Source organism: Aliikangiella marina (genome assembly GCF_007004765.1).
Classification (GTDB): Bacteria; Pseudomonadota; Gammaproteobacteria; order Enterobacterales; family Kangiellaceae; genus Aliikangiella; species Aliikangiella marina.
Map to the genome: position 1 here is coordinate 832048 of NZ_VIKR01000001.1, position 19224 is coordinate 851271.

General features: G+C 42.3%; 19 protein-coding genes. 15 read left to right on the top strand and 4 right to left on the bottom strand.

The window, feature by feature from the left end; all coding sequences use genetic code 11:
* Positions 1-47: 47 nt before the first annotated feature.
* From FLL45_RS03685 to aroC, 4 genes are all read left to right on the top strand, one after another.
* Positions 48-353 (top strand): DUF6122 family protein, encoded by a 306-nt coding sequence (locus FLL45_RS03685; protein WP_210247100.1) that lies wholly within the window; start codon positions 48-50, stop codon positions 351-353.
* A gap of 137 nt (positions 354-490) precedes the next feature.
* Complete coding sequence (gene aroA, locus FLL45_RS03690) at positions 491-1771, top strand: 3-phosphoshikimate 1-carboxyvinyltransferase (protein ID WP_185964308.1); 1281 nt, start codon at positions 491-493, stop codon at positions 1769-1771.
* 3 nt (positions 1772-1774) lie between these two features.
* A complete protein-coding gene (gene tyrA, locus FLL45_RS03695; RefSeq protein ID WP_142888428.1) occupies positions 1775-2791 on the top strand; it encodes a bifunctional chorismate mutase/prephenate dehydrogenase in 1017 nt (338 codons plus the stop codon).
* Positions 2792-2834: 43 nt separating this feature from the next.
* Entirely contained in the window at positions 2835-3917 is a 1083-nt protein-coding gene (gene aroC, locus FLL45_RS03700; protein ID WP_142888429.1) for a chorismate synthase, read from the top strand.
* A 12-nt stretch (positions 3918-3929) separates the two neighbouring features.
* Here the strand turns inward: aroC and FLL45_RS03705 are convergent, their stop codons facing one another.
* Genes FLL45_RS03705 through arsC form a run of 3 tightly spaced genes read right to left on the bottom strand, consistent with a single transcriptional unit; the run spans position 3930 to position 5373 of the window.
* Positions 3930-4376 (bottom strand): DUF2069 domain-containing protein, encoded by a 447-nt coding sequence (locus FLL45_RS03705; protein ID WP_142888430.1) that lies wholly within the window; start codon positions 4374-4376, stop codon positions 3930-3932.
* A gap of 13 nt (positions 4377-4389) precedes the next feature.
* On the bottom strand, positions 4390-4977 hold the full coding sequence (wrbA, locus tag FLL45_RS03710; RefSeq protein WP_142888431.1) for an NAD(P)H:quinone oxidoreductase: 588 nt from the start codon (positions 4975-4977) through the stop codon (positions 4390-4392).
* 45 nt (positions 4978-5022) lie between these two features.
* Positions 5023-5373: an arsenate reductase (glutaredoxin) gene (arsC, locus tag FLL45_RS03715; RefSeq protein WP_142888432.1), complete on the bottom strand. Its 351-nt coding sequence runs from the start codon at positions 5371-5373 to the stop codon at positions 5023-5025.
* Between the two features lie 105 nt (positions 5374-5478).
* Here arsC and FLL45_RS03720 point away from each other — a divergent pair, with 105 nt between their 5' ends.
* Positions 5479-6672, top strand: coding sequence for a YihY family inner membrane protein (locus FLL45_RS03720; protein WP_142888433.1), 1194 nt, complete (start codon positions 5479-5481; stop codon positions 6670-6672).
* Here the strand turns inward: FLL45_RS03720 and FLL45_RS03725 are convergent.
* Positions 6650-8407 carry a hypothetical protein gene (locus FLL45_RS03725; RefSeq protein WP_142888434.1) on the bottom strand — a complete coding sequence of 586 codons (1758 nt, stop codon included), beginning with the start codon at positions 8405-8407 and terminating at the stop codon, positions 6650-6652. The two genes, FLL45_RS03720 and FLL45_RS03725, sit on opposite strands and share 23 nt — an antisense overlap.
* A gap of 358 nt (positions 8408-8765) precedes the next feature.
* Here FLL45_RS03725 and FLL45_RS03730 point away from each other — a divergent pair, with 358 nt between their 5' ends.
* The 10 genes from FLL45_RS03730 (at position 8766) to FLL45_RS03775 (ending at position 19134) form a co-directional block, all read left to right on the top strand.
* Positions 8766-9203, top strand: coding sequence for a TlpA disulfide reductase family protein (locus FLL45_RS03730; protein WP_185964309.1), 438 nt, complete (start codon positions 8766-8768; stop codon positions 9201-9203).
* 366 nt (positions 9204-9569) lie between these two features.
* Positions 9570-10109: an AraC family transcriptional regulator gene (locus FLL45_RS03735; protein ID WP_210247101.1), complete on the top strand. Its 540-nt coding sequence runs from the start codon at positions 9570-9572 to the stop codon at positions 10107-10109.
* Between the two features lie 9 nt (positions 10110-10118).
* A complete protein-coding gene (locus tag FLL45_RS03740; protein WP_142888436.1) occupies positions 10119-12176 on the top strand; it encodes a tetratricopeptide repeat protein in 2058 nt (685 codons plus the stop codon).
* Positions 12177-15050 (top strand): tetratricopeptide repeat protein, encoded by a 2874-nt coding sequence (locus FLL45_RS03745; protein WP_142888437.1) that lies wholly within the window; start codon positions 12177-12179, stop codon positions 15048-15050. It begins immediately after the preceding gene.
* Complete coding sequence (locus tag FLL45_RS03750; RefSeq protein ID WP_142888438.1) at positions 15034-15756, top strand: tetratricopeptide repeat protein; 723 nt, start codon at positions 15034-15036, stop codon at positions 15754-15756. Before FLL45_RS03745 ends, FLL45_RS03750 begins: the two co-directional genes overlap by 17 nt.
* A 124-nt stretch (positions 15757-15880) precedes the next feature.
* Positions 15881-16216 carry a hypothetical protein gene (locus FLL45_RS03755; RefSeq protein WP_142888439.1) on the top strand — a complete coding sequence of 112 codons (336 nt, stop codon included), beginning with the start codon at positions 15881-15883 and terminating at the stop codon, positions 16214-16216.
* A 125-nt stretch (positions 16217-16341) separates the two neighbouring features.
* Complete coding sequence (locus FLL45_RS03760) at positions 16342-17076, top strand: MotA/TolQ/ExbB proton channel family protein (RefSeq protein WP_246075749.1); 735 nt, start codon at positions 16342-16344, stop codon at positions 17074-17076.
* Positions 17077-17126: 50 nt separating this feature from the next.
* Positions 17127-17681, top strand: coding sequence for an ExbD/TolR family protein (locus FLL45_RS03765; RefSeq protein ID WP_142888440.1), 555 nt, complete (start codon positions 17127-17129; stop codon positions 17679-17681).
* Positions 17681-18190 (top strand): ExbD/TolR family protein, encoded by a 510-nt coding sequence (locus tag FLL45_RS03770; RefSeq protein WP_142888441.1) that lies wholly within the window; start codon positions 17681-17683, stop codon positions 18188-18190. The genes FLL45_RS03765 and FLL45_RS03770 overlap by 1 nt, the downstream gene beginning before the upstream one ends.
* Before the next feature lie 8 nt (positions 18191-18198).
* The gene (locus FLL45_RS03775; protein ID WP_142888442.1) at positions 18199-19134 is read left to right on the top strand and encodes an AgmX/PglI C-terminal domain-containing protein; all 936 of its coding nucleotides are present in this window, start codon (positions 18199-18201) and stop codon (positions 19132-19134) included.
* The last annotated feature ends 90 nt before the right edge of the window (positions 19135-19224 follow it).

Genomic DNA, 19224 nt, shown 5'->3' on the forward strand with positions numbered 1-19224 from the left:
TTTGTTAGTCGGTTAACGAATCAAACAAAGCTGGTATTATCACGAACATGATTCATATTGCACTCCACTTTATTATTCCATGGTTGATCGCCAAGATCGCTTTCCCTAAGCGGTGGTTGAAAGTGTGGCTAATTTTATGTGCCACTATGTTAGTTGACATTGATCATTTGTTAGCCGACCCAATCTATGATCCACAAAGATGCAGCATCAATTTTCACCCATTACATACCTATTGGGCCATAGGCGGGTATGTTTTATTGCTCATTCCTAAAAAGACGCGACTAATCGCTATCGGACTATTAATTCACATGCTTTTAGATTGGCAAGATTGTCATTTTAAACTGCCTTGGTAATCGAACAATTTATTCGACTGATCGGTGGATCGATATTCTTGTCTCATAAAATAAAAGCATAAGCCCAAAAGACATTTTACATTTACTACTGATCACGGTTAAATGCGTCAATCAGCAACCGACAAGAACTCAAAAGCTTGAATCTTTCGATAAAACCCTGTGGTCCGGTCAAAGCGACAGTCACGCTACCCGGCAGTAAATATATTGCGAATCGATTGCTACCACTGTGCGCGCTAGCATCAACGACTTCTCACATAAAAAATGTGGTTAATAACGACGATATTCAGACCGCAGCCGCAGGTTTGTCGCAACTCGGCTATCAAATACAAACTGACGGTAATGCGCTAAAAATTAACCCTCGACAAGTGACTGCGATGAAACCTATAGATATTTATACCGCACATAGTGGCACTTTTTCTCGTTTTGTTGCTGCGATTGCGGCCTTAGAAAAGGTACCTGTCAACATCGAGTGCTCGGCTAAAATGGCGACTCGGCCGATGATTGAATTGTTTGATGCGCTACGAAGTCTTTCGGTGGAAATTGATACGCCCAATGGTTGCTTACCGGCAAAGATTATCGGACCGGTTAAAGGTAATGAGTGCCGACTTGATGCGAGTCGAAGTAGTCAATATTTAAGTGCTTTATTAATTATTGCACCGCTGCTAGATGATGGCTTGCGAATAAACCTTACGGGTAGTGTTGTTTCTCGCGCTTATGTAGACATGACTATCCAGTTGATGAAAAAAATGAGCGTTAATGTAGAAGAGGACGAGCAAGGCTTTTACGTGCCCCCAGGGCAAAAATATCAAGGAATAGACTTTATGATTTCTCCTGATCCAGTTTCTTCTAGTTATTTTATGGGAGCGGCTGCGATCTCCGGTGGAGAAATTCTTCTGAAAAACTTTGATAAGAACTCATTGCAGGGAGAAGCAGGATTTTATCAAGTGCTAGAAAAGATGGGCTGTAAGATCACGTTTCAAGGTGACGATTTATTGGTCGAAGGTCCAGAGAGGCTCCAGGCTATCTCGATAGATATGGGAGGAATGCCTGATGCCGTGCAAACCCTAGCGGTTGTTGCTTGTTTTGCCCAGGGTATAACGACAATTACAAACATTGAACACTTGGCTTTCAAAGAATCGAATCGTATAGAAGACACAGCCAATGAACTCCGTAAAACCGGTATTAAGGTCGAATCTGGTAAGGATTATCTGAAAATTGAAGGCGGAATACCTCACGGCGCCAATATTGAGACGCATGATGATCATCGTATGGCAATGAGTATGGCGTTGTTGGGGATTAAAACGCCGGATATTTGTATTTTAGATAGCCAAGTTGTGGCTAAGTCGTTTCCGAAATACTGGGATTATTTAGCGGATATAGGAATATCGACTTTCCCGCAGACCAAGAGTCTGGGTTAAGTCGTGAGCGCTGAAGATATTTGCCTAGATCAGCTTTCATTGGCTGATCTCGAAAAGCTACAACAAAAAGTGCTAGCCCGCAAAGCGGAACTAGAATTGTCTAGCGGTACCACAAACAAAATATCACCTAGTGCATCAGAGCAGATTCAAAAAGTGGTGGTTATTGGCGGTGAAGGACAACTCGGACAATTTTTTTGCCGGCTTTTTAACGAGTCTGGTTGTGATGTAACAAGTCTCGAAAAACAAGATTGGGCAGATGCTGAGCAGATTCTAAAAAGCGCTAACCTTGTGTTAGTGGCTGTTCCGATCCATGTCACTGAGTCGATAATAAATCGACTGACTATGCTTTCCGCTGATTGTGTTCTGGCAGATATCACCAGTATCAAAACTATACCGGTTGAAACTATGCTAAAAGTTCATCCCGGACCTGTAGTGGGCCTGCATCCCATGTTCGGGCCGGGAGTTGAAAGCATCTCTGGACAAACCGTCGTTGTTTGCCAGGCGAGAATGGCAGCACATTCCTCGTGGCTTATCGAGCTGCTGAACTCATATGGCGCAAAGTTGGTGAAAGTGACTGCAGCAGAGCATGATCAAACAATGGCTTTTGTGCAAGTCCTCAGGCATTTCTCTACGGTTGTTTATGGTTGTCATTTAGCGGAAGAGTCTGTTGATATAGAGCAAGTGTTGTCCATGAGTTCGCCAATTTATCGACTTGAGCTTGCTATGGTTGGTCGGTTGTTTGCACAGAGTTCGGACCTGTATACAGAGATTATATTTGCCAACCCACAAAATGTTGGCATGATGAAACGTTACATAGAGCGCTATACACGACTCTTGTCTCTGGTTGAAACAAATGATAAAAAGCGATTTAAGCGCGAGTTTGCAACAACAAGACATTGGTTTGGTAAGTATGCTGAGCAATTTTTGGATGAAAGTTCTAAGTTGTTGAGTCAGGCGAGGTTGACAAGGTCTAGTGAGGATAATAAATCAGACCAAGTCAAAGAAAGTAATAATGATTAGATGCGTTAATTAAACATCTGCTAATAAAATAAGAGCAAGTAATATGTCAGGCGACAGTATCGGTAAATTATTTAAGGTCACTAACTGGGGCGAGTCACACGGACCCGCTTTAGGATGTGTCGTCGAAGGATGCCCATCAGGTCTGTCTCTTTCTGAGGATGATATTCAGCCATTTTTGGATAGAAGACGCCCCGGACAGAGTCAGTTGGTTACGCAACGTAAAGAAGGTGACAAAGTAAGAATATTATCTGGCGTTGTCGACGGCAAAACGACGGGGACTGCGATTAGTCTTATGATTGAAAATAATAATCCCCGCTCAAAAGACTATTCTGAATTTGCCAAACTGTTTCGACCCAGTCATGCCGATTTCACTTATCAGAAAAAATATGGAATTCGAGATGTCGCCGGTGGCGGACGGAGTTCTGCTCGAACTACTGCCGCTAATGTTGCCGCAGGTGCAATTGCCAGCAAATTATTGGCGTCGCAAAAAATAGAAATTGTTTCGTGGGTGGAAGCTGTAGGAGACATTCAGTCGACAATGTCACCTGACAAAGTGACCACAGCGCTGGTCGAATCAAACCCAGTGCGTTGTCCTGATAGTAATGTAGTCAATCAAATGGAAGAAAAGATTCTAGAGGTTCGTAAGCAGGGGGATACAATCGGCGGTGTTGTACGATGCGTAGTGAGAAATATGCCTCTCGGATTGGGCGAACCGCTGTTTGACAAACTAGAGGCCGACCTGGCTAAAGCAATGATGTCGATAAATGCAAGTAAAGGATTTGAAATAGGTTCAGGATTCGAAGGAACCAAAATGCATGGCAGTGAGCACAATGATATTTTTTATAAAAACGAAGCGGGGGAAGTGAAAACTCACACGAATTATTCGGGTGGCGTTCAAGGCGGAATATCAAATGGCATGGACCTGGATTTTAAAGTGGCCTTTAAACCTGTCGCTACTTTAATGCAAAACCAACAAACTGTCGATCTAGAAGGCAATCCCATCGAGTACCATGGGAGAGGCCGTCACGATCCTTGCGTTCTGCCAAGAGCGGTACCTATTGTTGACGCGATGACCGCACTTGTGATTTGCGATCATTGGCTTCGATATCGTGCTTATCAAAGCTAGGCGATTTTATTATTAGTCGCGTTCTTTATTGAGTTTGGGTAACTCTAATCCGAGTTGCTCTCCTCGCCATTTTGCAAAATACATTCCCGCAAAAAGAAATAAAGTGGCGAAAAACAACTCAAGCAAGATAGCGAATAACTCATTAAGGTTAGTGACTAAAGACGTCAATGCATGGCATATGTAAATCACCGCAATGAATCCCGACCAAGCATGTGTGTAGGCTTTCCCTTGGAGTAAACCTTTGAGCGGGAATATCAACGGAATAAGCCAAAATACTGTTAACACCTCGTTGGAAAATACTTCAGAGGGATACCACCAAAGATTCCACACCGGAATCAGAACTACGAGTCCAAAGTAGCCCGCTAAAGTTAATCGATGGGCTAACATCATGGCCGGTGAGGGTGCCGGTATTGAAGGAGCGGATGTTGAGGAAGCGGATGTTGAAGACGGATTGTTCATTGGCTGATCCAACTTAGGCGAGTAATTGGGTAAATTTTGCGATGCGTTTGCCTTGAGCTATCGCTAAAGCCTTTTCGCTGTCACTAATCGATTTGTCGTTATCTTTCCCGGACCAGTGACTCACTCCATAAGGTGTGCCGCCGGACTCGGTATGGATTAACTCAGTCTCGCTATAAGGTAACCCGCAAACAAGCATGCCATGATGCAAAAAAGGATTCATCATCGATAATAAGGTAGATTCCTGACCGCCATGTAGACTACTTGTGGATGTGAAAAAACTCACGGGCTTGTCGGCTAATTTGCCGCCCATCCAGATTTCGCTGGTGCCATCGATAAAGTATTTCAACGCAGCGGCCATGTTACCGAATCGAGTTGGGCTACCTACGACGAGTCCATCGCATTCGATAAGATCAAGTTTTGTTGCGTATAAATCACCGGATTCAGGAATCGCTGAATCGACCGCTTCGTTTTTTGGAGACACCCCCGGAACAGTTCTGATGACAGCTTCACAGCCTTGCTCTTCAATGCCACGAGCGATTAGCTTAGCCAGTTTCTGAGTATGACCACTTTGTGAATAGTAAAGAACTAACACTTTAGGCATAACAATTTTCCCACGATTCTAATGATTTAAATTGGCCAAGAGAGTCTAGATTAAGTCCAGCACGTTTTCAGGCGGACGACCGATGACCGCTTTATCGCCGGATACAACAATAGGCCTCTCGATGACTTTAGGAAAGGCGACCATCTTCTCAACCTGTTGCTCCTTAGTTAACGTTGTATCATCTAAACCTGCCTCTTTATACTCAGCTTCTTTTTTGCGCATGAGATCTTGTGGTTGCATATCTAGCGCTTTTAAAATTGACTTCAATTTAGTTTTGCTTGGTGGTGTTTTTAAGTACTCGACGATTTCTACATCAACTCCTTTGTCATTGAGAATCTCAAGCGTTTGACGAGATTTTGAACAGCGTGGGTTATGATAAATGGTAAAGCTTGCCATGGTCAGGTCACCTTAAATTATTGACTGATTTGTTATCGTAAAGCGTGTTGGGTAGTATGTGAATGATTAGCACAATAATAAAACCGGTTATTTTAGGACTAAGTCGTGTTGGAAGAAAGGATTAAATACCTTCTTACTTTTATTTCTTTCGTATTTAAGCGATACGGACAGAATGGTTGTTCTTCAATTGCTGCCGAACTAACGGTCACAAGCTTACTTGCTTTGGTTCCGTTGACGGCAGTTGTCTTCGCGCTATTGGCTTTTATTCCAAGCTTTCAGGAACTCGGCCAGCAGTTGCAATCAATCATTTTCGAATATTTCGTGCCGAGCACGGGGGAAACGGTACAAACCTACTTAAATGAATTTGTTGGTAAAGCAAAAGGACTATCCGGCGTTGGCACCCTAATGCTTTTTGTTACCGCATTATTATTGATGCGCACCATTGATAGTAGCTTTAATAAAATTTGGCATGTTCAAACCAATAAATCTTTCGTAAGAACAATTTTAGTTTACTGGGCAGTGCTGACTTTGGGGCCAATTTTACTTGGTTCGAGTCTGCTCATTACTTCTTATGTGAAATCCCTTCCGGTTATTTCAAACGTGGTTACTGATTATGGGCAGTGGATGACCCTTTGGTTACCTTTTTTAATGGCATGTTTAGCATTTTCAGTGATGTTTTATGTAATACCCAATAGAAAAATACCGTTTTCCCATGCTTTTGGTGCGGGAATCCTAACCGCGGGTTTTTTCGAAGTGGCGAAATGGTGTTTTGGTGTTTTTGTCGCTAGCTTTTCGACTTACCAGTTTATTTTCGGCGCGCTGGCGTCAATCCCCTTGTTTTTAATTTGGATTTATCTAAGTTGGGCGATTGTTCTATTAGGGGCTGAAATCTGTCATGCTTTTGATGCATTCGAAATGACCAGCGATGTTCACAGAGAACATCCGCTGATAGAAGTGATTAACTTATTATTGATTCTCGCTAATTTTCAGTCGCGGGGAGAGTCTCTCGATGAAATGGCATTAGATCGATTGTCTGCCGAAGGTAAACGCGCTATTAACTTTGACTGGATAGAGAAGTTAGTCCAATTTGGTTTAGTGACTAAAACACAGCAGCAGTCCTATTGCTTATTGAAAGCGGCTGACGAAGTTTCAATGCAGGATCTTTATGAAGTGGCGGGAAGGCTGGTTCCGGAAAAAGCGGATATCGAAAACTCTCAACTGCCCGCTGAAACCAAAAATAGCCTATTAAATTTTGCAGACAACCTTAAGCGAACGCTTAATGGTCGCCTGGTAATCTAACATCATCAAGCGAGGAGGGTTTTTCAAATTCGTCAATTTCAAACTCGTCCGTCAAGTTTCCCTTTTCGTGTGGGATCGCTGTCCACGGGATAACGTCTGACACTTCCTCTTGAACTTCTTCTGCTAACTCATCTCGTAATTCATAAGTTTGGTAGAAGAAGCGTTCGATACAAGGTGTCACTTCGACTTTCAGTCTAGGTCTCACCTCGACGGGTTTATCCATGCCTAGCATCGCGTAAACCCGATTATCTTTGTGTGAACCGCGAGATGTGATTATAGTGGCGGAATTGCTGCCCTCGACAATCGCGTCTGTGACGACGATGCCTGGTTGACCACCTTTCTCGTTTTTACCTTGGTACAAGATTAACCGAACGGGATGATAACGGCCTTCAATATATTTAAGGCCGAGCATAGTCCCGTTATGTTTATCACCGGTGTGCCAGCGACAAACCGCGAGCCGCCAATGAGGGGCTGGTTTGCCGTCCATGTATTCGCGGATTAAAGCAATATCGCCGAGCCTAATGTGCGGAATCATGTAGCGTCTCGAACACAGTCCTATTCCACCGGCAGAAACGTTGATGGCATCCCAGGTTAAATGATCCTGCTGCTTGATTTCCGTCAGTGCCTTGATTTCATCATAGGTAAGCGGCTTTCGTCCGTTTTGTTCAGCTCTACCGAGTACTCGACTAATATCGTCAATACCCCAGACTACATCGACGCGAGTGACGATCGGATAACGCCGAGTAGACCGCTCAACGCGGTGGCTCCAGTGTCTCGTCAAATGCTCCCAGAGGTACTTGGCTGTAGAAAAGCGAATCGACCGGTGAAAAGACTTGGCCGGTAATTTGTTGTTTTCGGTGAAACTTTCGAGGTCAAACTTGATCTGACGGAGCAGGTCAAAGGTCAACAATAAGCGAATTTTCGGATCTTCGGGATCATCGAGCTCGCTGGTAACAAAACTGGGTTTGTTTTCGCTGGTAACATCAATGATAAAGCATTGTTCTTTACGGAATTCGTCTGGATCTTCAGAAATACTGGCCAGATGTCCCCAATTTTGAAGATAATAAAAGAGCTGCCAATGCTCACCTTTATCAAGGTGATAAGGATCGGCGAGGGCTATCAAGCAGTTACGTATGTAATTCTGCTCGATAGAAGGCAAGCAATGGGATTCACCCACTTCGACCACCGCTTTCTCGGATTCTTCTTTGCCGGCGTTTGCGAAGAGGGCATTGATCTCTCGCCATAAGTAGATGGGCACCGGTGTATAAATTTCGTACTGCTCGATCAGCATGATGCCGAGGTAGAAAATCGCAAAAGCCGTTGCCTTGACTTTGTGCTTATTTTTTCCCCAAAACTGACGCTTTCCGAGGCAATCATTGACAATGATTTTATGAGCGAAGGCCATTTCTCGTGTCAAGTTGTGGAGCTTTTCGAGAATCTCTTTTTCGGCACTGTTGCTTTTGTTGCTGACGACATTGGCAACGATTTTAGGGCGGTAGCTATCGTGGATTAGGCGATAGCTGGCATCGAACAGCTCAGTAAGTTCTGCTCGATGTTTGTAATTCATTTCAGTTCGATTGAGACTTGATATCGCACGAGTGATTTCAGGCAATGTCTTCGACATATCTGCCAGAGGCAATGATCGAAGCCATTCCGATAACTTGCTCTTATCCGTCTCAACTAGAATGTGTTGACCTTCCTGTTGAGAGGGGATGGTTAATCTAAGACTATCCATGATTAAATTTACTACTCTCCTAAGATCTTCCTATTTTTAATTATAATTTTTATCGTTTTAAACTTGGCTCAATTCTGCTTCCTCTTTCAAGTACTTATCTTTGCACTCAACCTGTGCTCGTTTGCATCCGAAAGTGGATAATTCGAGCAGTTTGTTGACAGCCTAGTTAGGCATCCTGGTGTTTTAAGATAAGTTCCCTATATTCCTTGAGAGAATCAACCTTAGTAATGTTACAATCGCCGTTTTATAGCGAATTCGGGCTTTTCTAACAAAAATGATTGTAAATCAAAGCGATAAACAAAAAAATTTTACCCAGATACGTAAAACTATAGCATACAAATTCACCTTAATTCTATTTATGAACGCGTTATTTCTCGCAGGATGCAGCCAAAATGGTGAATTTATGTTAATGAACGGCGAAAAGCGCTCACTTGATGACTATCAAGGGAGTTGGGTTGTGGTCAATTTTTGGGCAGAATGGTGTGCCCCTTGCTTAGAAGAAGTTCCAGAGTTAAATAAAATTCATGGGACCTCAGCTGATCAGCCGATACAAGTGATCGGTGTTAGTTTCGATCCGTTAGAGAATCAGCAAATTACAGCGATTATCAACAAGTGGAAGATTAAGTATCCTGTTATGGCGAGTGACCCGGTACCTATTCTACCCTTTGGTTTGCCTGCTCAATTACCGACCAACTATCTGATTAATCCGCAAGGGGAAGTCGTCGAAAAGTTAATTGGTAAGCAATCGGCAGAAACTATCTTAAAAGCGATAGGGCGCACAAAAAATAAAAATTAAATAGGAATTCTCAACCCGTTTCAGCCAGCGGCTGGCAAAATAGGGACCAGTCCTCATTTTTTTATATTGGTCTGAGATAAAATCTAATAGCATCAACGGATTATTGATTCTCGTTATTAAATAATCTAAGTTAGTACTGTAGCGTTTATCACTATCTTAAATTTCGACCGTTTGTAAGAATCTCACTGGTATCATTTGCTAAAATTGGCTATTAATACAAAGTGTTAGAGCCAAAAGCTCGAAGTGGGTGTAAGATAAGGGCTTTACAAAAATCGAATAGAATAACGAGCTGAAAAATTAAACAATAAGAAATAAGCTCCATAATGAACGAAGCAAGAATTAAGAACGGAAAAAAGTAGACATACTATGCGTAATTACTGGGTTGAATCCAAAAGGATGTTTAAGACATTTTTTGCCTGCATTGCTGTAATGTTTAGTTTGACAGGGCTAGCGGCTGAAGAGGAGCAAACGACCGCTTCGAAGCTGGAAGCTCTCAAGAAAGATGTGCTCAGCGTCAATCGCGACCTGTTTATCCTTGAAGAAGACTTGTTGTTTCCGGCTTCGACTCAAGTGGCTGTCTATCTGTCAGTTGATATTGGCTATTTTTTCGCGCTGGATAATATCAAACTCAAAATAGACGATAAGGATGTTACTCATTACCTTTACACGAAAAACGATGTCGACGCACTTTATCGTGGTGCGATACAAAAGCTTTATTTAGGGAATTTGAGTACTGGCAAGCATGAAGTTGTTGCAATTGTCATGGGCGAAGGTCCGTACAAGCGTCAATATCGACGAGCAATTGCGTTTGAGTTTGAGAAAGGGAGTGAGGCTAAAGCGCTCGAAATTCAACTAAGGGACGATACCACTAAACAGCAACCCCGCCTTAATATCGTAGAGTGGTAGTTTTTGCAGATGAGTTCGCTCGGCTTTACACTTTCTAGATTGCAGAAAGCATTCACCATCGGATGTCTTGGTTTGGTTTTAGCCTTGTCATCCGATGCAACTCATGCTGCAGAACAATCCGTATCTGTTCAAGACGTTCAGCAAACCGATCAAGATAAGCCTGCCGAAATAGAAGCACCGGCGGACAACAATGAGCAAACTGTAGCGCTTTCAGAAGAAGAAATTGAAGAAGCGAAAGAGCGGGCAGAGCAAGCAAAAGAAGATCTCAAGAAACCAGTTAAATTAGAAGATCTCGCATATGGTGGTATTCTGTTCGACTACTATCGTGGTGAAACAATCGATGCCTTAAATGGTATCTTAGTAGCCCAAAAAAGAGATTTGTTACCCAACCATAGTCAAAGCGCTCGGTTACTTTCTGGCGTTATATACTTGGATTTGGGGATGTTGTCTCACGCTCAGGAAATTTTTAATGATTTGCTGACTGAAGAAGAGTTGCAATCTGGGCTGCTTTCAAGAATTGAATTCTATTTAGGTAAGCTCCACTATCGACAAAGCGATTTTGCTAAGGCTGAGTTTAGATTAAGTAGAATATTAAACGCTCTCGACTCAGATTTAAAAGACGATGCTTTAATCATGTTGAGTAACATTGCTATTTATGCTGATAAAAAAGAGCAAGCGCGTGCTTGGCTGCAACAAATATCAACTGACTCAAAGCTCTCAGCGATAAGCCAATACAACTTAGGAATTCTCTGGTTAAGAGAACAAAAGGTTCAACAAGCAGCGCCATTATTGACGACAATTCACCCTGAATTTACTGAAGATAAAGTCGTAAAAAGTTTGCAAGATAAAGCCCATGTAGCGCTAGGCTATTATCATTTGTCGCAAAAAGAGTTTGAAAAGGCGCGCGAATACTTATTTAAAGTTCGACTTGAATCGCCTCAAGCTAACAAAGCCATGTTGGGTGTCGGATGGAGTTATGGCGAAGATGGAAACTACAATCGAGCTTTATCACATTGGACTGAATTAGCAAAAGGAGATATTCGCGATGTTGCAGTTCAAGAAGCCTATTTAGCGGTTCCTTTTGCTTATCAAAGGCTCAATTCGATGCAGTTGTCGCTAGAAAAATATGTCGATGCATCAAATGTCTTTCAAAATCAAATTGAATTGATCGATGACTTGATGACGCAGATCCAGGAGGGAGACTTGCTGGAGCGGTTCGTTAACAACATTGTGACAAATCAATTTGCATCTATCGCAGACGAAAGCGGAATTCAAGACTCCAAACTGTTCGGTGATAAGTACGATTATTACTTATATGAACTTGTATCGCAGCATCAGTTTAATGAAGGATTTAGAAGTTACCAAAAGCTCGGAAAACTCGCCCAGATTTTAGACCGTTGGGAAGAGGCGCTGCCTACTTTTAGCGATATCTTAACCACTAACGAATTGCGTTTTGCTGAACGTATTCCTGTGATTGATCAATACCTCGCTGAAGGCGCTTTTGAAAAGTTCCAGTCTCAGTTAGCAGTGTTCGACGAAGACATCAAAGCATTAAAAAATAATGAAAAGATGCATCTCATAGCCACCAAAGAACAATTAAAATTACATAAGCGAATCAGCGGGTTGTTCGAGAAGCTAGAGCGGATCCCTGAGGATATGCTATCGCCAGGCCAAGTGGTCATGGCTAAGCGAGCAAGAGGAATTTTGCAGTGGCAAATGGAAGAAGGCAAAGTAGCCAAAATCTGGCAACTAGAAAAAATTGCTCGAGATATTCGCCGGGTACTTTCAGAGATGGAAGCGAGAAAAATTTCTTTAGCTAATGCAAGACAAAAAGCGCAAACACGCTTTATGGGATATCAAGAACAAGTGGATGGTGCCACTGGTCAACTCGTCGGTTTACGTGAAAAAATCAAAGAACAAATTGACGCTCAAGCGACTGATTTAAAATCGCAGATTGTTAATGTCTTATTACAACGCAAAGCTGCATTAAATCAATACTTATTGCAATCAGACTTATCTATCGCACGACTTCATGAAAAAGCAATCAAAATACCGGAGCTGGATTAAATGAATAGTCGTTTAATTCAGTCTATAAAACCGTTGAAAACGGCGTCGATGACAGGGCGCGGATTCTTGGCGCTTTCACTTGTGGTGATTTTGAGTTCATGTGCAAGCCTAAAGAGTATAATCCCATTTGATGAATTGAAACCGGAAGATCAAGAACCAAGAGTAAGTTTTGTAGATCAAAAAACGGTTGAAGTCGAGACCTCGACTATTGAGTCGATTGACCCAGAAATTGTTATCGCGAGTTATGAACGATTACTTACTCGAGGTAATCCCGAAATTCGTAAAGAAGCGCTACACCGACTGGCTGATCTAACAATGCGCCTGGCGGAAACAAAAATTGGGGTTTCTGACGAACAACAAGCTAGCTTCAGTAAGGCCGTTAATGAAGCTTCATTTGGTAAGGCAATTGCGCTTTATCAAACATTGTTAACAGAGTTTCCTGAATACAAAGCCGGTGACGAAGTTAAGTATCAATTAGCTAGGGCACATTCGATGAATAGTGATCCAGAATCTTCATTAGCTATTCTGGATCAAATTGCGGTAAGACATGATGAATCACTTTCCTACATTGAAAGCCAATTCAGACGAGGTGAAGCGTATTTTGCGCGTCGAGAATATCGAGTTGCGCAAAATGCCTATGCAGAGGTTATTAGCAAAGGAACCAATACTGAATTCTATGACAAAGCGCTCTACAAGCGAGGCTGGTCTTTCTTTAAACAAAGTTTATTCTTAGAAGCCGAGCAAGATTTTTTCAAATTGTATGAGAGATTGCTTGCGCAAAAAGCAGGTGGTGAAACAACCAATAAATTGCTCGAGGATTTAATTCTCGATACGCGTCGCGTAATTAGTTTATCTTTTTATAATGAAGAAGGCGCTCTTTCAATACAAAAATACTTTGAGACTTTCGGTAGGCAGCCTTTTGAAGATCAAATTTATTTAGCACTCGCCGAGCTTTACATTGAGCAGGAAAGATTCCAAGACGCTGCCGACACATTTAAAGGGTTTATCGATCGCAATCCCGTTAATTTAGCTGCACCAGATTTTCACACTCGGATGATTGATGTTTATCGAAAAGGTGGCTTTCCAAGTCTGATATTACCCGCTAAAGAGTCTTTTGTTGTTAACTATGGCCGCAACAGTGCCTTTTGGCAAAAGTACTCGGGTAAAGTAATTGATGATTTGAAAAAACCGTTGCGCTTACATTTAAACGATATTTCGAAGTTTTATCATGCAAAAGCACAGAAATCTAAAAAGTCAGCTGATTATTTAGTCGCTGCTAAATGGTATCGGGAGATTCTTGCGACATTTGATGACCCGAGCATCGATTCTGAGTATCGTTATGCACTCGCAGAAGCATTATTTGACGGGGGAGCTCTAGGCGATGCTGCAAAAGAATTTGAGCATGTTGCGTATAAAAACCCGATGAGTAAATATGCAAGAGATGCGGGATACAAAGCACTTTTATCTTATCAAGGTCTCGAGTACCCAGCTTCGGCAACTCAGCTAGAAAAATTATTGCCTTCAATCCAAAGTGGTTTAAAGTTTAGTGAAACCTTCCCAAGTGATGCCAAAGCACCAGAAATTTTATCGCGTGTCGCAGAACAACAGCTAACCATTAATAATGTTCAAGGTGCGATTGATGCGAGTAACCAGTTATTAGTTCTGCCTGCTGTGCCGACCAAAAAACAAGCTGACCGGGCACGGATTATTATTGCGAATGGTCTTTTCGATCTTAAGCGTTATGCCGAAGCGGAAGTCGCTATTACCGACTTGCTTAAAAATGTAAACCTAACCAGTCAACAGCGTAAAGACTTTAGACAGCGACGGGTAGAGTCAGTTTACAAACTCGCTGAGAAAGCTAAAACGGAAAATAATAATGAATTAGCCGTGAGCTTGTTTTTAAAAGTAAAAGCATTAGAGCCTAATTCAACGGTTGCTGTTAACGCGCATTTTGATGCTGCCGTCATCTTGCTACAAACAGAAAAGTGGTCGGATGCTGCTAATCTATTTGAATCTTTCCGTCGTTCCCATCCTAAAAATCCATTAACCAAGACGATACCGGAACGGTTGGCATTAATTTACGAAAAGCAAGAAAACTGGAATAAGGCAGCTGCCGAGTACCAGAATCTCTCTGATGCCCAAGCCGATCCAGAGTTAAAGCGAGAGGGGATTTGGCGAGTCGCTGAACTATACGAAAAAGCGGGTAACAAAACGCAAGCGATTGCCAGTTATAAAAATTACGTGTGGACCTATCCTGCGCCTTATCTATTGTCGCAAGAAGGACGTTATAAGTTGGTCAATTTGTACATTGAGCAAGAAGATGTCACCAAGGCTAATTTTTGGCGTCAAAAAATCATTCAGTTTTACGATACCAACAAAACTGAAAATAACGCTAGGACTGCATATATGGCCGCTGAATCAAAGTTTATTCTCAGCGAGCCGCTTTACTATCAATTTAAACGTATCAAATTAAAGCTGCCGCTAGCCTCAAGTTTAAAGAAGAAACGAGCTGCAATGAAAAAAGCCTTAGATGCATTTAATGCAGTGGCCAAGTATGAGGTGGCTAAATACACTACCGCGAGTACTCATAAAGTCGGTGAAATTTATCAGATTTTGTCAGACGACTTAATGAACTCTCAAAGACCGAAAGGTTTAAGTGAGGACGAGTTGGAGGAATATGGCTTCTTACTCGAAGATCAAGCACTACCTTTTGAGGACAAAGCCATTAGCTTCTATGAGATTAATGCGCAGCGCACCGCAGATAATATTTATGACGACTCTGTTCGCTCAAGCATAGATTCCCTTAGAAGATTGAAGCCTGCGCAATACGACAAATCAGAAATGTTGGAGGCTTTCGATGAAGTGGTTTTCTGATCCTATGACGCTTCCTAAGCTTAATAAAACTCTTAAACTTAATTTGCTCGTGATAGGGACTTTGATCACGGTGGGGTGTGCCAGTGTCGATAAACAGTCACTACCTGAACCTATTGAAGCCGACCAAGAGCAAACTGATCCAACAGCCGTCGCGCAAGATGGGGGGCAGCCTGGACAAACCGTCAGCTCACTTCCAATGGTCGAAGATCCGATGAAAGTCGATTTACCATTAGAGTTAATCAAAGCCTACGATGAAGCGAAAAGCTTGTTCGCTGCCAAGAATATTGAAGGCGCTATAAACAAGCTAAAGCAAACGCAACAAGCGTTTCCGCAAGAGTCAGGACCGAGTTATCGAATTGCACGAATCTACTTACAAGAAAAACAATATGAAAAAGCCCTTGAAGCGGTTGAAAGTAGTGTATTTGTCAATCCAAAGAATTATTATGCGCAAAACTTGAAAGGCGTGATACTTAGAGAGATGGGTAAATTTGAGGAAGCTAAAACCGCTTACCTTGCATCGCTAGAAGCCTATCCAAGACACGCTCAAACCCATCTAAATTTGGGGATTTTGGCTGATATTTATCAATATGATTTAGCGTTGGCTTTAAAGCATTATCAGTATTACTTAGAGTTAATCCAGTCTGAGGATAAGAAGGTCAGTGGATGGGTGATCGATTTGAAGCGGCGGATCCCGCAAGGCAACTAATTTAAGTGGGTAAATTGCTAGTGCTGTGTGGTTAAATGGTGAGTGATCAATCAGTGAATGATCGGCAGGTGATTGAGCGGTAGTTGATTGGTCAACAGGTGAATAGTCGGAAAGGTGAACGGTTATGAAGTATGCTAAAACACTAATAGGTTTAACAGGTTTAGCTGGGATGCTGACGCTTGGCTTGTCGGTTAACACCGTAAAAGCCCAAGAAATCGAAGAAACCGTACTCGGAATGAACGTATCCGGCACTAAAGATTTGCCCAATGTACTTTATATCATCCCTTGGAAACCCAACTCTGGCCAGGTTTCGCCGCCCGAGATATCGAGACTCGTCGACGAAATTTATGAGCCGGTTGATCCCGAGGTTTTTACAAAGCAAGTGAACTTTTATTACCAATTGACGAGTGCTAAATCGCTGGATAATAAGAATAAAAAAGCAACGCAAGGCCAACCATAGCAAATGTGAACCATTGCCACTTTTTTATCATAAAATAATGTCTATACTTGTTTGTTAACAGATATCTGTTATTTTTGTTTTTTTACGTAATTTTATTATTAATTAACTGCCTTTAGGGGACTAACATGGCTCAAGAACAAGCTGCCAACGCTAATCAACTGCTAAACACTGCATCGGAACAAGCGGATCCTGGCATGTACGCCACGATAGTGAGCTTTTTTCAGGATGGCGGGGCATTCATGTACCCCATTTTGTTTGTATTTATCTTTGGTGTAGCAATCGCAATCGAAAGGTTAATTTACCTAAACATGATGAAGGCGAAAAACCAATCTGCGTGGAAGCGCCTTTTACCGATTTTAAACCAAGGTAATTTCCGCCAAGCGATGGAAATTGCCACTAACTCTAAATCTGCGGTTGGCCGTATCTTGGCATATGGTTTATCCAAAGTGGGTAAAGGTCGTCGGCACGATGACCTAGAGATGGCGATGGAAGAAGGTTTGATGGAAATCCTTCCTCGTTTGGAAAAGCGTACGCCTTACCTGGCAACCTTTGCTAATATCGCAACGCTACTAGGTCTTTTGGGAACAATCCTTGGTTTGATCAAGGCATTTACAGCGGTTGCGAATGTTGATCCAGCAGAAAAAGCGAATATTCTTTCTGCCAGTATTTCGATTGCGATGAATACAACCGCTTTTGGCCTAATGGCGGCAATTCCACTGCTGTTAGCATTTACCTTTTTACAAACTAAAACGACTGAGATTGTCGATAGCATAGAGATGGCTTCAGTTAAATTTGTGAATCTCATTCGCGATGCGCGTCCAGCAGAAGCTGCGGCTAGAGCAACAACAAAGAAAGTTTAAGCGTAAGCCTTAAACACTCATTTGTTTAACTAGCTCATACAGGTGTCTTAATGTTGCGACGAAAATCGAAAAGAACCAAAGAAATGAATGCGGAATTAAATATCACCGCGTTCATGAATTTGATGGTGGTTCTTGTTCCGTTTCTACTGATTACTGCTGTTTTTTCGCAAGTATCAATTCTTAATTTGAACTTGCCGACGGGCACAAGTGATGCGTTACCGGCAGAAGAAGATCCACCCAAAGCGCTCGAAGTTGTCATCAGAAAAGATAAATTTGATGTTTTGGAGCGTAATTCAGGCTTACTCAAGCGAATCCCAAATAATGAAGAAGGTTACGATTACAAAGAATTGAATGCGTTTCTGCAGCAGGTGAAAGCGCACCCAGAGTTCAACACCGATACCGGCGTGACGTTACTAATGGAAATGGAAACTGAATACGACACCTTAATTCAAACGATGGATGCAGTTCGTCTAATCGAACGTGAAGAACGGGAACTCGACGAACAAGGTAATGTAATTCAAGGTGAACTTTTCCCAAATATTTCGATGGGTGATGCGCCGCCTGAAGATAATCAAGCAACCAATAGTCCTGGAGCGAATCAATAATGAAAAAGTCGTATCGCTCTGTCAGGATGGAAAGACACCATAAGCGATTTGGTACCGGTGGATTAAATCTGGTATCGCTGATGGATATCTTTACTATCCTAGTTTTCTTTTTATTGGTTAATTCATCCAATGTTCAGCAGTTACCGAGTAGTAAAGCGGTAAAATTACCGGAGTCTACGGCGCAACAATTACCAAAAGAAACGGTCATCGTGCTAGTGAACAATGATCAAATATTGGTTCAAGGACGAGTCATTGCAAATGTGAATCGTGTTTTAGCTTCTGAGGAAAATGTGATTCCTGAATTGCTCCAAGAAATGGCAATACAAGCCCGCAATAGCTGGCAGCAGGTATCTGAAGAGGAAGGTCTTGATGTAACCGTTATGGGAGACAAACAAATTCCCTACAAGTTATTACGCAAGATTTTGGCGACGTTGAGTGAAGCCAACTACACCAACATTTCGATGGCCGTTATGAAGCGCGGTAACAAGAATGAAGACGGGGCAGGGTAAACGAGCATATGGCGAGTTATTTATTAAGATCTGTTGTTAACCCAATACTGCCTTGGGAAAAGGATCAGGAAGAAACCTCTCGGTATTATCGAATCCTCGTAGCCTTGTTGGTTGCGAGTTTGATACTCAGCATTATTATTCCGTTTCTTGAGGTCGAAAAGCCTGATCGGAATCGCGCAACCAGTATTCCGCCGCGGTTAGTCAAAATGGTGCTTGAGCAAAAACGAGAAGTTAAGCCACCTCCACCTCCTGAAGTGATAGAAGAAGAGCCGGAACCTGAGCCTGAACCGGAAAAAGCTGAGGAAGAAAAACCAAAAGAGCCTGAGCCAAAGCCAGAGCCGAAAAAAGAGACGGCGAAAGAAGTCGCTAAAAAACATATTGCAGTATTCGATGCTTTAGCCGATTTAAGAGACCCTGATGATATGCAGGACCTGCGCAAAAACCAAAGCCTCTCGAATGATGCGGGTCAAGCGCAAACCGTCACGCGCTCGTTGATCACTAAGAAGGCCACTTCTGGTAGTGGTGGTATTCAAGTAGCTACAGCGAGCCGCTCTAGCGGTACGGGCTCGCTAGCGGGTCAAAATACGACCAATGTTGAAAGTGAAATTGATGATGCGCTCGAAAATACCAAACGAGTTACCAAAAGTGGTTCGCTTAAGCGAAGTTCTGAAAACATCAATCTCGCATTTGAAAGTCACAAAGGTGCCATTTTTACTCTTTATCAGAGAGCGCTTCGTAAAGATCCAAGTCTTCAAGGACGTGTTAATTTCAGATTAACTATCGATCCAAGCGGCAAGGTAACTCAGTGCTCAATTGATTCAACTGAATTAAATAATCCTGCACTTGAGAAACGTCTTATTGCTCGAATCAAGCGAATTAATTTCGGTGCGTTAGATGTGGCGGTTTGGGAAGGAACCTATTTGATTAACTTCTTCCCGAGTTAAGCGTAATAAAATCTCACTACAACTTCTGCAAATGCGCGAGTTTTATGGACATAGAACTCGCGTATTTTTATTATAACCCTTCGACTTTTC

Bases quoted from the DNA above. Each gene is read 5' to 3' on its own strand.
- FLL45_RS03725 (WP_142888434.1), bottom strand. From the start codon at position 8,407: ATGGATAGTCTTAGATTAACCATCCCCTCTCAACAGGAAGGTCAACAC.
- FLL45_RS03750 (WP_142888438.1), top strand. From the start codon at position 15,034: ATGAAGTGGTTTTCTGATCCTATGACGCTTCCTAAGCTTAATAAAACT.
- FLL45_RS03770 (WP_142888441.1), top strand. From the start codon at position 17,681: ATGAAAAAGTCGTATCGCTCTGTCAGGATGGAAAGACACCATAAGCGA.
- FLL45_RS03755 (WP_142888439.1), top strand. From the start codon at position 15,881: ATGAAGTATGCTAAAACACTAATAGGTTTAACAGGTTTAGCTGGGATG.
- FLL45_RS03685 (WP_210247100.1), top strand. From the start codon at position 48: ATGATTCATATTGCACTCCACTTTATTATTCCATGGTTGATCGCCAAG.
- FLL45_RS03730 (WP_185964309.1), top strand. From the start codon at position 8,766: ATGAACGCGTTATTTCTCGCAGGATGCAGCCAAAATGGTGAATTTATG.
- wrbA (WP_142888431.1), bottom strand. From the start codon at position 4,977: ATGCCTAAAGTGTTAGTTCTTTACTATTCACAAAGTGGTCATACTCAG.
- FLL45_RS03775 (WP_142888442.1), top strand. From the start codon at position 18,199: ATGGCGAGTTATTTATTAAGATCTGTTGTTAACCCAATACTGCCTTGG.
- FLL45_RS03740 (WP_142888436.1), top strand. From the start codon at position 10,119: ATGAGTTCGCTCGGCTTTACACTTTCTAGATTGCAGAAAGCATTCACC.
- FLL45_RS03760 (WP_246075749.1), top strand. From the start codon at position 16,342: ATGGCTCAAGAACAAGCTGCCAACGCTAATCAACTGCTAAACACTGCA.
- FLL45_RS03735 (WP_210247101.1), top strand. From the start codon at position 9,570: ATGCGTAATTACTGGGTTGAATCCAAAAGGATGTTTAAGACATTTTTT.
- FLL45_RS03705 (WP_142888430.1), bottom strand. From the start codon at position 4,376: ATGAACAATCCGTCTTCAACATCCGCTTCCTCAACATCCGCTCCTTCA.
- FLL45_RS03765 (WP_142888440.1), top strand. From the start codon at position 17,127: ATGTTGCGACGAAAATCGAAAAGAACCAAAGAAATGAATGCGGAATTA.
- FLL45_RS03745 (WP_142888437.1), top strand. From the start codon at position 12,177: ATGAATAGTCGTTTAATTCAGTCTATAAAACCGTTGAAAACGGCGTCG.
- aroC (WP_142888429.1), top strand. From the start codon at position 2,835: ATGTCAGGCGACAGTATCGGTAAATTATTTAAGGTCACTAACTGGGGC.
- arsC (WP_142888432.1), bottom strand. From the start codon at position 5,373: ATGGCAAGCTTTACCATTTATCATAACCCACGCTGTTCAAAATCTCGT.